Below are 13,201 nucleotides of genomic sequence, written 5' to 3'. Positions count from 1 at the left end.
GGGCACAAGCCCTGGGCCGAGCGTCAGGAAGTCTCGGCGGTCCGGATTTCCTTCGCTCGCTGGGGCGAAAGGAAGGCCGCGGACCTGGCGAGTGCTGCCACCAGGCCAAAGAAGGATTGGAGCCCGGCCCAGAAGAGTTCCGGTCCCGGGTCGGGCTGGAGCAGCCAGCGCATGAGGAGTGGCACCGCGGACATGCAGGAGGGTCCGAGCATCGCGAAGCCCCACAGCAGGAAGCGACGTGCGGTCTCGGGGCTCACCAGGCCGAGCCGAGCACGACGGCGCGCCATCACTCCCTCGCGAAGAGCTTCTGCCGCCGCCCACGCGAAAGCCCCGGAGCGCACGATCGCGGTAAGGATCGATGCGTACCAGGCCATCGGGGTTTCGGCCGTGGCCCACGGCCCCGGATGAGCCAGATGGGCGAGTGCCAATGTAGCTCCGATGCCCAGCGTGAGATTGCGAGCCCAACTCGACTCCGGCCGGAATACCTGCCAGGTGAAAACCGCGCACAGGACAGCCGTGGAACGGATCGCCAGCTCGGCGATTGCCAGGATGGGGCCATCCCACGAGCTCTGGACTACCCCGTGATGACGAGATGCTCCGGGATGAAGCCGAACGCGCCGCCTACCAGGAAGCCCGCTCCGATCATCAGCTCGGGTAGCCCACGGGTCTTGCGCCAGAGCAGCAGCAGCCGAAGCCCGACGACCAGACTGACTAACAAGAATGCGATCAGGCCAGCGTTGCAGATGGCAGCCGTCATACTCTTCCGTGGATCTCCCTACGGCACTCGGCTTTCTCATCGGTCTGGCGACGCCCGCGGTTGAATCCTGCTGCGACCCAGCGGAATCAAGGCCCCCGGGTGGAGCTGAACGGCTCTTCCTCTTCGGATGGCCGGGAGGGGGCCCTGCTAGACTCGAGCTGGATCTCCCCTTCCGAGGGCCCCGGTGACCATCCCCGCAAAGCCCGCGGAATATGCCACGATCACTCGGAGTGACGGATCGGTGGCCCTGGAGATCCATTTTCACGGCGGAAAGCAGAGAAGACTCCGGATATGCCGACCGAACATCGCCGCGGAATCCTATGGGCGTTGGCTGCGGCGATTGGCATCGCCGGCTTCGTCATCCCGTGGAAGGTCGCCAGCACCTACGGCGAAAGCGCGATCAATACACTCCTGTTGTTGGCGATTGCTGCGATCTTCAACAGCCTCCTGACGGGCTACCGCCAGCGATCGATTCCGAGGTTCGGTCCGGTCGACCTCGGAATCGCAACAGCCCTCGCCGCGTTCACCCTTTTCGGAAATCTCGCGAGTGCCTCCGCCATTCAACTCCTCTCCCCAGCCTTGCTGACCGTCATGCAACGCAGCGAGGTGATCATCGTCGCGCTCCTCGCATGGCCGATCATCGGGGAGCGAATCGATGCCCGCTTCTGGATTGGCGCCGCCGTGGCCGGTTGTGGCCTGTTCCTCCTGCAAGACGCGGTTTCAGCTTCCGAGCCTCGAGCCGTCGGCATCGTCTGGGCCGCCGTCTCTGCGTTCTGCTTCGCTTCGATGGCCGTGATCACCCGACTCTTCATCCGACGCATCGATCTGGTCGCCGTCAACGCGTTGCGACTCTGGATCGCTGTCGCCCTGTGGTTCGTATTCAACGGCTTCCCGCCGGAGATCTTGGATATCTCCGCTGCCCAAGCTGGCTATGTAGGCCTCGCGGCCTTCTTCGGCCCGTTCATGGGTCGGTTGTGCATGATGAACTCGGCCAGGTACATCGAGGCGCGGATCACCACGTTGGCGACCCTGGCCGCCCCTCCGCTCACCCTCGTGCTCGGAGCCGTCCTCCTCTCGGATCAACCAAGTGCCAGAGAAATCCAGGGTGGCGTCGTGATGCTGATCGGGATTGCGATCCCTGTCCTGGGTTGGGCAAAACGGCGGCCGACCTCCGCTGGCCCCTCCTCGAGTTCCTGAATGGAACCAGACTACGACCTTCAGCGGCCCAGATATTAACAATGAGTCTAGACTAAATGTATAATTTCGCTTACGATGCCCACCATGCCGAGCCAGACTCCCCTTCCGCGGGCCCGTAGAAGTCAGGCGGAACGAAGCGCCGCCACCAAGACACGTCTGCTCGACGCCTCGATCGGCTGCCTGATCGACCACGGCTACGCCGGAACCACCACGCTGGCTGTCTGCAAGCGTGCCGGCGTATCCAATGGATCGCTGTTGCACCACTACGGCACGCGGGAGCACCTGCTCGGAGCGACCCTCGAAGCCGTGTACGGCCGCTTGCGAGACGGAGTGGTCACACAACTCGAAGCCCTGCCTACGAATGGCGACCGGGTCGACGCGCTGGTGGATGTCATGTGGTCCGCCTTCGGCGCTCCTGAGTTCAAGGCCGTCCTGGAATTGTGGCTCGCAGCCGCGAGCCACGCCGAGTTGTCCTGGTCCCTATGGCCCGAAGCGCAGGCCTTCGATGAAGGCAATGTTCCGCTGGCCGAGGCGTTGTTCCCGGAAGTCGCTGAGCGGCTGCCCGACTTCGCGACGTGGATCAGCCTGATCTTCCAGGTGATGCAGGGGCTTGGTCTCGTAAACGCAACTCGCCCCTTCGATGCCGAAACGGCAGCTCTTCGCGAGCGTACGCTCACCCTCTTCAAAGCCGTGTTGCGTGACGCATTCGGGGCGGAGGAAGCATCATCTTGAAAAACAAGCTCATCATCTCGGCCGGCCTGACACTCGTCCTCCTCTTCAGCTGTGGCGTCGGTTCCCTCTTGAACCGAGGCTCCGAGCCCATGCCTCGCGCCGAGGCACCCAGCGATCCGGAGACCCGTTTTGTCGAAACACGCTCGGGAAGGGTGCACGTGCTGGACGTTGGCAAGAGCGAAGACGTGATCCTGCTCCTCCACGGAACCGGACGCAGCGTGGCAGACTGGCAGGAGGGTCTGTCCGCGCGCCTTGGCGAGAGCCACCGGGTCATCGGGATCGACTACTACGGGCTCGGTCTGAGTGATCGCACCCATTCGGGACGCTATGGAATCGCGCTCTGGGCAGAGGAGGCCCGCGACGTCCTCGACGCTTTGGAGATCGACCGGGCCACGGTCGTGGGCCATTCTGCCGGAGGCGCCGTAGCGGCGATCCTCACCGCGGATCATCCCGAACGCGTAGACCGAACTGTGTTCATCGGGCACGGCATGGCAATGGATCCGATGCAGATCGTCCCGCTTCTCCCAGGCATCGGGGAGATCGCCATGGCACGCACGGCGATCTTCAGCGACGTGTTCTCTGAAGCTCACGAGCGCCGCCTGGCAGCGGCGTATGCCATTCGTGGCACCCGAGCTGCGCTCCTCACTTTCCTGCGACGCCAGTACACCGTCGACGGGCTGCGGCTCGTGACGGGCACCTACGAAGAGATTCGGCGGCCCGTACTCCAGGTTCATGGCGCTGCCGACGCATCTATTCCAATCGCGGCCGCCCGCGGCCTGACCTCCCGACTCCAAGACACCCGTTTCCTCGCCTTCGCAGGCGTCGGGCATGACGTCCATGTCGAGGCCCCGGGTCGGCTCGCCGAGGCGATCACGGGATTCATCGAAGACACGCCAGCACCTCTCTGAACGAAACACGACCCGGAAAGCTGATCCCCTTCCAGGCGTCGTCGAATCGCCTCAGCCACTTGTGAGCCGTCTGCTGGCTTGCACCAGCAGCTTCGGCGGCCCGCTTCACGGGCCAGCCCTTCTCTCGAACCCGACGGATCAGGAGCCGGCGGGACGCCGGCGTCAGCTTCGCGTTAGCATGAAGTTGCACTCGGGAATCTCCTCTGGGGGGGTCGATGGTTGGTCTTTCAACCCCATCTTTCCTCAGTGGCCCCCGGGTCAAACCTGGTGAGGTTTCTCGCCTGGAGAACTCGTTGCGAAGGAGACCTGAATGCCTGCACTGCTGGTCGAGCGCAAGGGCGCCATCGCCACGCTGATCAACAACGACCCGCCCCGGAACCGGATGAGCCTGGCCTTCATGGACGAGCTCGAGGAGCAGATCGCGCTGCTGGGCGCCGACACGTCGGTTCGCGCGCTCGTGCTGACCGGATCCGGCGACGAGCATTTCTCTGTCGGAATGGATCTCAAGGAACTCCCCGAAGGCGCGAAACGCATGGGCAGTATCGAGGCTGTCTTCGATCAGCGACTACGCGTCTTGGCTGCCATCGAAGCGCTCGAAAAGCCGGTGGTCGCCCTGATGTACGGCTACTGCCTGGGAGGAGGCCTCGAGCTTCCCCTGGCTTGCCACTTCCGCCTGGCGGCGTCTGAAGGCGCGAAGATCGGACTGCCTGAGATGGATCTGGGCTCGGTGCCTGCTTGGGGCGGTACGGCCCGCCTCACCCGCTGCGTAGGCCGCGACCACGCGCTCGACATGATCCTTCGGGCCAAGAAGATTTCCGGCGAGGAGGCCTTGCGCATCGGCCTCGTCCACGAACTCTGGCCGATCGGAGAACTCCGTGCCCGTGGCGAAGCCCTGGCGGAGGAGCTGGCCGCACAGCCGGCGCTAGGTGTCGCCGGCGTGTTGCGATGCGTCGTCGGCGCGGGAGATGCCCCACTCGACGAGGCGCTGGCAGAGGAGCGCCGCGCGGTCATGGCAACGATGGGGACACCCGACCAGCAAGAGGGAATGCGGGCGTTTCTCGAAAAGCGACGACCCGTTTTCAACCAAGGCTGAGGCGATTCGTCGGTGAGGCCGAGATCGGCCAGGCCATTGCAGCAGCCTCAGTCGCCGAAGGCGCGGATGCCGGCCTACGCGCGGCAGGCCGTTCTCCAGCATTGTGTCACGCGGTTCGAAGAACGGGCGGAAGAGCCTGGGACACGCTCGAAGTGGGCGGCGTCGTGGTGGGTGACGTGCCCTCCTGGCGGGTCGATCACATGCCCTACGGCGGCGTGAAGGACAGCAGTATCGGCCGAGAGGGCATCCGGTTCGCCATCGAGGAGTTGACCGAGATCCGGCTGCTGGTGCTGCGCACCCCGCCAAACGGCTGATTCCAAGTCTCTACGGCAAGGTTGAGGTGGGTCTTGCTCCTGAACGACCCCCTCCTACGCAGGAGAGATGGGCTCATTTTTGCCCAATGGAGCCGAAGATGACTTGACACGCTGCGGCACGATCGGAGTACACTGGACGAAAGTCGTGGTGCAAGCAGTTGCTGAGACGCTCTCGGGCCGTGTCCGAGGGCGAGACCTGGGGGGGGTGGTTTCGTTTCAAGGCGTGCCGTTCGCGGCGGCGCCTCGGGGTGAGTTTCGCTTCCTGCCGCCCAGGCCCCCGGAGCCCTGGGCCGGCGTCCGGGATGCCCAGCAATCGGGACCGGCAGCGCCCCAGTTCTCCTTGCCGGCCTTCTCCTGGATCAATGCGGCGGCGGGCCCGCTGGGAGACGACTGCCTCTCGGTAAACGTCTGGACCCCGGCCGCGGACGACGCAAGGCGCCCCGTGCTGGTCTGGATCCACGGCGGCGGCTTCCTGGTGGGCTCTGGCTCGACGGCGGTCTACGACGGCGCCGCACTGGCCGAGCGGGGCGATGTCGTGGTGGTCTCGATCAACTACCGCCTCGGCGTACTCGGCTTCTCGCACCTCGGGCTGCTCGGCCTCGAGGGCCTGGAAGAAGCCACGAACGGGGCATCCGGGATCAGATTGCCGCGCTCGAATGGGTGCGTGACAACATCGAGCGCTTCGGCGGCGATCCGAAGAGCGTGGCGATCTTCGGGCAATCTGCCGGTGGCATGAGTGTCGGCACGCTGCTCGGCGCACCGCGAGCACGCCCACTCTTCCACCGCGCGATCTGCCAGAGCGGCGCGGCCGACCACGTGATCGATCGGAACGAGGCCGCGGACGTCGCCCAGATCCTGCTTCGGGAGCTCGGCCAGCGTCGGCCGACCCCCGCATCCCTGGCCGAGATTCCCCTCGGTCAACTCCTTGCCGCCCAGCGCGCGATCCTCACCCGCGCTTCAAACCTCAGCAATCTGATGGTGCTGCTGCCCGCCGTCGATGGCGATCTGATTCCCCGTCAACCGCTTGCCGCGCTGCGGGCCGGTGAAGCCGCAGGCATACCGATCGTTACCGGTGCCACGCTCGACGAATGGCGATTGTTCCGCATGATCGATCATGGCATCGGACGCTTCAGCCAGGCGGATCTGGTCGATCGTTTTCGCGAGGTGCTACCGAGCCTTCCCCACGCACCTCGGGCGGATGTCGCCGCCCGGCGGTTCCGCGAGGCCCTGGGCGAACGATCCGTCGCGTCGCGCCCCAGCGATGTATGGAGCGCATTCCAGAGCGCCCGCACCTTTCATCACCCGTCCAACCGGCTGGCCGAGGCGCACCACGCCGGGGGTGGCGAGGCCTACTCCTATCTCTTTACCTGGCGGGCGCCGGCAATGCGGCGCTCGGTCGGCGCATGCCACGCCATCGAGATCCCCTTCGTGTTCGGCTCGACCTCGCATCCGATCGCGCGTCCACTCACCGGGCTCTCGGCCAAGGCGGGGAAACTCTCGCGGCGGCTGCAACATGCCTGGATCGGGTTTGCGCGCCACGGCACACCGGGGCACGAGCGACTGCCCCGCTGGCCTACCTATGATCCCGAGCGGCGCTCGACGTTGATCTTCGGACGCGACTGCGCCCTCGCGGAGAGCCCGTTGGACGAGGAGCGCCAACTGATCGACCGATGGCTAGGCGACGGCCCGATCCGCGGTCGCCCCTTGCGCCACGGCAGCCACAACGCCACCCGCATGCGCGCCCACGCCTGGCTCGGAAGTCCCCAGACCAGCGACGCCTGACGTTCGTGGCCGCGTCTACGGCTCGAGCACGACCTTGATCGCGCCAGCCTCCCGCTTCCCCGCGGTTCCGAAGGCCTCCGCTGCGGAATCCAATGGGAACCGATGCGTGATCAAGCACTCTGGGACTTCCGGATGCCGGGCCAACAACCCTGCCGCCACGTCGATATCCCGCATGGCACCATGCGTGCAGTAGAGCGACGCGGGGACGATGCGAATCTCCTTCAGGCATAGGGGAAAGGCCGGCAAGCTCAGCTGACCGTCCCAATAGGAGGCGACCAGCACCACCGTGCCAGCCGGGCGACACGCTTCGACAGCTGCTGCGGCCGCGCTCTCGGTACCAGCAGCCTCGACGACGAGGTCGTAGGTTCCCTCGGGCTCACCGCAGCCGAGCCTCGCGGCAGCTTCACGTTGGTGGTCATGCCGCGCGACGACATCCACCTTCGCGCCCCCCGCTCGGGCCCCGAAGGCCGCAAGCAGGCCGATCGGCCCGGCACCTACCACGAGCACGCGCTGACCCGCATGCTGCCCCGCCAGTCTCAGGCCATGCAGGGCGACGGCCAGGGGTTCGACGAGGCTCGCGTTGGCCGGGTCGAGGCCATGGGGCAGGCGCACGATGGCCCGCTCGGGCACGAGCATCTCGTCGGCCATACCTCCCTCTTGAAACACGCCATGAATGATGGTCGGACCCCTCTCGCACAGGTTGTATTCCCCCGAACGACAGGGCGCGCACTCCATGCAAGGCGAGAGCGGCTCGACTGCTACCGGCGTTCCGTCGTCGGTCACCCCGGCAATCTCGTGGCCCAGGGTGGTCGGCGGCGGCATCGGGCCACTGATCAGATGCAGATCGGAGCCGCAGATCCCGGCCGCGCGTACGCTCACGCGCACGCCCTCACCCCGAGGTGCCTCGATCTCGACGACCTCGATGCCCTTCTCACCGCAACGAACGGCCCTCACGCTTGCCTCCCTTCCTTCTTCGGCCGGCGACTAACCGGGAAATCCCGTTTCGAGCATCCGCATCGCAACCGCGGCATGGAATGCCGTGCCGTACACCATCCCCGCTTCATCGAGCAGCATGCGGTTCGAATGGCATGGCGCCGCGGGGCCTTCGCCCTTGGGGCGCACACCCAGAAAACCCATCGCTCCGGGAATCTCGTTCAACACGTACGAAAAATCTTCGGCCCCCATGACCGGTTGGGGCATCTCGACGGCGCTACCCCCGGTTACGTCCCGAGCGACGTCGAGCATCAGACGCGCTGCACGACCGTCGTTCATTGTCACCGGATAGCCGACGACGATCTCCACGTGGGCTTCGGTCCCATGAGCCCGCGCCACATGCTCTGCAATCTGACGAATCCCCGCCTGGGCCAGCTCACGGGAACGCTCGGAGAGTGCACGAAGCGTCCCATGAAGTGTGACCTCTTCCGGAATCACGTTCCCCGTCGTGCCGCCGTGGATCTGGGTGACCGTCAAGACCGCCGGGTCCGTAGCTGGAATGCGCCGCGTGATGAAGCTCTGCATGGCCTGGACGATCTCGCAGGCTACGGGGACGGGATCCACGCAATCGTGGGGCATCGAGGCGTGGCCTCCGCGGCCCTTGACGGCCACGTGGAAGAAATCTGCCGAAGCCATCAAGGCACCCGTCCGGGTTCCCATCACCCCCGACGGCATGATCGGCGTGATGTGCAACGCGAAAGCGGCCTCGCAACCCTCGAGCACACCCTCCTCGATCATGGACCTTGCACCGGCGAAGCCCTCCTCGCCGGGCTGGAACATGAACACCACCTCACCCGCCAATTCGTCCCGGCGATCTGCCAGTAGCCGTGCGGCACCGGCGAGCATCGCGGTATGCGCATCATGGCCACACGCGTGCATGGCACCCTCCCGCGTCGAGCGGAAGGGCAAGTCCGTATCTTCGGGCATGGGCAGGGCATCCATGTCGCCACGCAGCAGGATCTTTCGCCCGGGCTTGCCACCCCGCAAGGTGGCCACGATCCCACTCGTCTTTTCGTGAAGCGCGATCTCGAGCGGAAGCCCTTCGAGACTCGCGAGCACCTTCTCGCGAGTCGCGGGGAGATCGAGGCCCAACTCGGGCTCAGCGTGGATTCGTCGTCGCAGATCGATGACCTCTGGCTGGATCTCCCGGGCGGCAGCTAGCAACTCATCGGTGGAGCTCATGATCGGATTTCTCCTGTAAGCGACGCCCCATGGTGCCAGCTCTCCGCTGGCGAATCCACGCCAAAGCCGGGACGATCGGGTGTATGCAGCCCATGGCCTCCGTGATCGATCGGCTGGCTGACAGCAGGCCAGACGATCCCGCCTTCCTCGGCGTGGACGATGCGTTCACCTGGAGCGACTACGCCAGACGGTCGGAGAGTTTCGCGGCCCACCTCGTCGCGCTCGGGATCGACCCCGGTGAGCGGGTGGGCATCGTGCTTCCGGACGGGCCGGGTGTCCACGCGGCGTTCGTCGGCTGCGAGAAAGCCGGAATCGTCGTGGTGGGGATCGGGCCACGAGCCGGCACGGAAGAGATCGCGCATCTCCTGGCGCTCTCGGGCGCCCGGGCGTTGGTCGCCCGACCCAGTCATCGCGGTACGGACATGGCAGCCTTCGCCGAGAAGTGTGGGATTGCGCATTTCGTGCCCGTCGCAGGGCAGCTCGAAGAGGACGAGCCGGCACCGGAAGGATCTCGCCGGCCCGCAATCGAAGAACGCCGGCTCGATGTGAACGATCTCTTCTTGCTGAACTCGACGTCGGGAACGACCGGCCTTCCGAAATGTGTCACCCACCACCAGGCGCGTTGGCACCACTTCCATGAGCTGGCCGTCGAAGCCGGCGAAATGACCGATGCGGATGTGTTCATGAGCGTCCTACCGGCCCCGTTCGGCTTCGGCTTGTGGACGGCGCATTTCACACCCACTCTGTTGGGCGCCCCGACGGTCCTGATGGAACGATTCGATGCCGGCGCCATGCTTACCGCGATCGAAACCCATCGCGTGAGCGTCCTGGCCGCTGTGAGTACCCAGTTCATCATGATGTTGAACGCGCCAGAGTTGGCAGAGGCCGATCTCTCCTCTCTTCGCGTGCTCTTCACGGGTGGCGAGGCCGTGCCCTACGAACGGGCAGCCGAATTCGAAGAACGCACCGGCGCGTCGGTCCTGCAGTTCTATGGCTCCAACGAGACCGGTGCGCTCTGCCGGACGACGATCCGGGATAGCCGTGACAAGCGCCTGCGAACCGCGGGCCGATTGATCGACAGCATGCAGGTGCGGCTCTACGACGATGGCGGCAATGAAGTGACCGCGACGGGCGTTGGCCAGCCCGCCTGCCGGGGGCCGCTCACCAGCCGTGGTTACTTCGGGGACGAAGCCGCCAACGCGAAGCTCTATACCAGGGACGGCTGGATGCTGACCGGTGACATCGCGCGCATCGATGCGGAGGGCTACCTGAGCGTGATCGGTCGAACGGCGGATTTCATCATCCGCGGTGGCAAGAACATCAGCGGCCCCGCCGTGGAGGACGCGGTTTCGAGCCACCCGTCCGTGGCTCTCGCCGCCGCGGTGGCCATGCCCGACCCGGTCTACGGAGAGCGGGTGTGTGTCTATCTGGAGCTCCTGGAAGGTGAGCCGAATCTCACGCTCGAGGCGCTTCTGGAGCATCTGCAGGAACGAGGGGTCTCCAAGGAGTGGTTTCCCGAGCGGTTGATCGTGGTCGATGCCCTCCCCAGGGCCTCCGGAGGGAAGATCGCCAAGGGAGAGCTTCGGGCGGATATCCGGAACCGGCTCGGAGCCGGCAACTAGATCTTGCAGCCCGGTTGCGCGTTGCCGAACGCAACGCAACCAGATCCGACCGACTGGGTTTCATGGAGTATTCCCATGGAGACCTTCAGTGATGCGCAAGACCGCAACCTTCCTGCTCGCCTTCGCCCTCAGCCTTCTGGCCACGGGTTGCCTCCACCACCACAGCCGCCACCACCGGGCAGGGCCCAAGAAGGTGGTCGTCCACGGCCATGCTCCGCTGGCGGCCCATCTCGTCCTGGTTCACAAGAGGCCCGCACGAGGCCGTCATTGCTCGGCTCACGCGGGCCACTGGCATTGCCATCGATGAACGCAACAGAGGAGACGCTCCTCCGTTGCGCTCAGGTGGGTTCCCTCTCGGATTCAGGCGGGTTCGCTTCAGGATTCAAGCGGGTTCGCTCTAGGATTCAAGCGGGTTCCACATGAACGGGAATTCCGTTCAGGATGGCGTTTCCGGAAAGGGGATCGATGGCGGCTTCGTCGGTGAGGCGATTCGAGTTGACGCCGGGCTGACGTTCGACGGCAACCTGGAGGCGGGCACCGGGCACGTCGTGGCCAAAGCCGTGCGGAAGACTGACGACGCCGGGGCGCATCTCGTCCGAGATCTCGACCGGTGCTTCCACCTCACCCACCCGTGAGCGGACGCGAACTCGGCCCCCGGCCGCGATGCCGTGAAGAGCTGCGTCTTCGGGATGAACGAGAAGAGTGCAGCGCGCCTTTCCTTTGGCGAGGGCAGGCACGTTGTGCATCCAGGAGTTGTTGGTGCGCATCTGGCGCCGGCCGACCAGGACGAGCTCTTCGGGCTCTCGGTCCATCGCCTCGCGGAGCCGGGCAACGTCCTCTATGAAGAGTTCTGGGGCCAGCTCGATGCATCCACTCTCGGTGCCGAGCTTCTCGGGCAGACGCGGCTCCATGGGTCCGAGATCCACGCCGTGCACGGATTCGATCATGGAATCGAGCGAGAGCCCTTCGGCTCCCTCCTTCAGCCGATCCCCAAACCTTCCGGCCCGGAGCATCAGATCGAGAAGACGCTCCGGTCCCTCGTGCTTGGCCAGCTGTTCGCGGGCGTGGCTCTCGTCCGTTTCCGAGCACGCTTTCCCCATGCCAACCGTTGCGCCTAGCAAACCGGAGAGCAGAAGTTCCTCGACGGCAGCCTGATCCGCGCCCTGCGTCCGGCCAGCCAGCTCCAGACTGACGTCCCAGAGCGGACGTACCCCCGCCGGAGGCTCGAGGACGGCGGGCGACCACTTGGCGTGCTGATGCACCGAGAAGCCGTGGAACACCATGTCGTAGTTGGTCCGCTCGAGAGGGGCGGTGACCGGAAGGATCACGTCTGCATGACGCGTCGTCTCGTTCACGTAGAGATCGATCGATACCATGAACTCGAGCTGTTCGAGTGCCGCTTCCAGGCGATCGGCATTTGGCGTCGAAAGCGCCGGGTTCCCAGCGATCGTCAACAGCGCTCTCACCCGATCCTCTCCGGGCGGTTCGATCTCCTCGGCGAGAGCCGAAACCGGGAGTTCGCCCATGAATTCCGGAAGGCCGCGCACCCGGCTATGCCAGCGACCCCGAGGTACGACACCCTTTCGGCGCGGTGTCGGATCGGCCGCCTCGTGAGCCGTCCAGGGGAACATGGCTCCCCCCGCCCGATCCAGATTGCCGGTCAGCACATTGACCACGTCGACCAGCCAGCTCGATGTTGCGCCGAACTCCTGGGTGCAGGTACCGATGCGCCCGTAGCAGACAGCGGTCGGTGCGCCGGCGAAGCGGCGTGCAAGTCGGCGAACGGCCTCCGGCTCGAGCCCGGTGGAACGGGCGACCGCCTCGGGAGAGAACTCCCGGGCGAGATCGCGCACCGCATCCACACCGTTCGTGAAATCCGCCAGCCTTCCCAGCGAAACGAGATCCTCGTCGAAGAGGACGTGCACGAGAGAGAAGAGGAAGAGCGCATCCGTGCCCGGGCGGATCGCCAGGTGCTCGTCCGCGACCCGGGCCGTCTCGCTACGCCGTGGATCTACGACCACCAGCTCACCGCCGCGCTCGCGCAGCTCACGCAGACGGCGACGCATATCGGGTGCCGTCATCAGGCTTCCATTGGAGGCCAACGGATTGGCGCCGAGAACGAGCATGAAATCCGTCCGGTCGACATCCGGAATGGGGAACATGCTGACGCCTCCAAACAGGAGGCAACTGGAGAAATGCTTCGGAAGCTGATCGACGCTGCTGGCGGAGAAGCGCCATTTCGTTCCGAGGGCACGTACGAGCGGCGCGACGGAAAGATTGGACGCGAAATCGTGGGCATTCGGATTGCCGAGGTAGGTTGCGACGGAGTTGGCCCCGTGACGCTCGCGCATTTCTGCAAGCCGCGAGCTGACCAGATCCAGCGCCTCGTCCCAGCCGATCTCGACGAACTCCCCATCCACCTTCTTCACCGGCGCACGCAGCCGATCCGGATCTTCCGACAACGCGGACAATGCGACCGCCTTAGCCCGGAAAATTCATGAAGAAGTCTCGTTCTTGAATTGAAGAAGGCCCCAGTTGCGGTAGAAACGTGTTGCGACACCCGTTTCCCCTCAACAAGGGCCCCTTCATGAAGCCGGATTCTACCGCACAGACTGTCACCT

Annotated in this window: 14 protein-coding genes and 1 pseudogene; 9 read left to right on the top strand and 6 right to left on the bottom strand. The window is 65.3% G+C overall.

Annotated features, from left to right (window positions below; all coding sequences use genetic code 11):
* Positions 1–23: 23 nt before the first annotated feature.
* Together GY937_15435 and GY937_15430 are read right to left on the bottom strand one after the other, a co-directional pair.
* Entirely contained in the window at positions 24–428 is a 405-nt protein-coding gene (locus GY937_15435; GenBank protein ID MCP5058097.1) for a hypothetical protein, read from the bottom strand.
* A 146-nt stretch (positions 429–574) separates the two neighbouring features.
* Entirely contained in the window at positions 575–757 is a 183-nt protein-coding gene (locus GY937_15430; protein MCP5058096.1) for a hypothetical protein, read from the bottom strand.
* A 291-nt stretch (positions 758–1,048) separates the two neighbouring features.
* Here GY937_15430 and GY937_15425 point away from each other — a divergent pair, with 291 nt between their 5' ends.
* The 3 genes from GY937_15425 (at position 1,049) to GY937_15415 (ending at position 3,594) form a co-directional block, all read left to right on the top strand.
* Entirely contained in the window at positions 1,049–1,954 is a 906-nt protein-coding gene (locus tag GY937_15425; protein MCP5058095.1) for a DMT family transporter, read from the top strand.
* Between the two features lie 84 nt (positions 1,955–2,038).
* Complete coding sequence (locus tag GY937_15420) at positions 2,039–2,686, top strand: TetR/AcrR family transcriptional regulator (GenBank protein ID MCP5058094.1); 648 nt, start codon at positions 2,039–2,041, stop codon at positions 2,684–2,686.
* Complete coding sequence (locus tag GY937_15415) at positions 2,683–3,594, top strand: alpha/beta hydrolase (GenBank protein ID MCP5058093.1); 912 nt, start codon at positions 2,683–2,685, stop codon at positions 3,592–3,594. Before GY937_15420 ends, GY937_15415 begins: the two co-directional genes overlap by 4 nt.
* Here the strand turns inward: GY937_15415 and GY937_15410 are convergent.
* Positions 3,566–3,784 carry a hypothetical protein gene (locus tag GY937_15410; protein ID MCP5058092.1) on the bottom strand — a complete coding sequence of 73 codons (219 nt, stop codon included), beginning with the start codon at positions 3,782–3,784 and terminating at the stop codon, positions 3,566–3,568. The two genes, GY937_15415 and GY937_15410, sit on opposite strands and share 29 nt — an antisense overlap.
* 120 nt (positions 3,785–3,904) lie before the next feature.
* Here GY937_15410 and GY937_15405 point away from each other — a divergent pair, with 120 nt between their 5' ends.
* From GY937_15405 to GY937_15390, 4 genes and pseudogenes are all read left to right on the top strand, one after another.
* Positions 3,905–4,687 carry an enoyl-CoA hydratase/isomerase family protein gene (locus tag GY937_15405; GenBank protein MCP5058091.1) on the top strand — a complete coding sequence of 261 codons (783 nt, stop codon included), beginning with the start codon at positions 3,905–3,907 and terminating at the stop codon, positions 4,685–4,687.
* A 131-nt stretch (positions 4,688–4,818) separates the two neighbouring features.
* Positions 4,819–5,001, top strand: a pseudogene (locus GY937_15400) (aldehyde dehydrogenase family protein).
* 145 nt (positions 5,002–5,146) lie between these two features.
* The gene (locus GY937_15395; GenBank protein MCP5058090.1) at positions 5,147–5,737 is read left to right on the top strand and encodes a carboxylesterase family protein; all 591 of its coding nucleotides are present in this window, start codon (positions 5,147–5,149) and stop codon (positions 5,735–5,737) included.
* Positions 5,662–6,783 carry a carboxylesterase/lipase family protein gene (locus tag GY937_15390; protein MCP5058089.1) on the top strand — a complete coding sequence of 374 codons (1,122 nt, stop codon included), beginning with the start codon at positions 5,662–5,664 and terminating at the stop codon, positions 6,781–6,783. Before GY937_15395 ends, GY937_15390 begins: the two co-directional genes overlap by 76 nt.
* 15 nt (positions 6,784–6,798) lie before the next feature.
* Here the strand turns inward: GY937_15390 and GY937_15385 are convergent, their stop codons facing one another.
* Positions 6,799–7,737 (bottom strand): alcohol dehydrogenase catalytic domain-containing protein, encoded by a 939-nt coding sequence (locus tag GY937_15385; protein ID MCP5058088.1) that lies wholly within the window; start codon positions 7,735–7,737, stop codon positions 6,799–6,801.
* A gap of 30 nt (positions 7,738–7,767) precedes the next feature.
* Complete coding sequence (locus GY937_15380; protein ID MCP5058087.1) at positions 7,768–8,958, bottom strand: amidohydrolase; 1,191 nt, start codon at positions 8,956–8,958, stop codon at positions 7,768–7,770.
* Between the two features lie 83 nt (positions 8,959–9,041).
* Here GY937_15380 and GY937_15375 point away from each other — a divergent pair, with 83 nt between their 5' ends.
* The gene (locus GY937_15375; protein ID MCP5058086.1) at positions 9,042–10,580 is read left to right on the top strand and encodes an acyl--CoA ligase; all 1,539 of its coding nucleotides are present in this window, start codon (positions 9,042–9,044) and stop codon (positions 10,578–10,580) included.
* Between the two features lie 88 nt (positions 10,581–10,668).
* Positions 10,669–10,887, top strand: coding sequence for a hypothetical protein (locus GY937_15370; GenBank protein MCP5058085.1), 219 nt, complete (start codon positions 10,669–10,671; stop codon positions 10,885–10,887).
* Between the two features lie 97 nt (positions 10,888–10,984).
* Here the strand turns inward: GY937_15370 and GY937_15365 are convergent, their stop codons facing one another.
* Positions 10,985–13,051 carry a molybdopterin-dependent oxidoreductase gene (locus GY937_15365; protein MCP5058084.1) on the bottom strand — a complete coding sequence of 689 codons (2,067 nt, stop codon included), beginning with the start codon at positions 13,049–13,051 and terminating at the stop codon, positions 10,985–10,987.
* Positions 13,052–13,201: the final 150 nt, after the last annotated feature.

This window comes from bacterium (assembly GCA_024228115.1).
Classification (GTDB): domain Bacteria; phylum Myxococcota_A; class UBA9160; order UBA9160; family UBA6930.
Note: the sequence above shows the minus strand (reverse complement) of the source record. Positions and strands in the feature narration are given on the sequence as shown.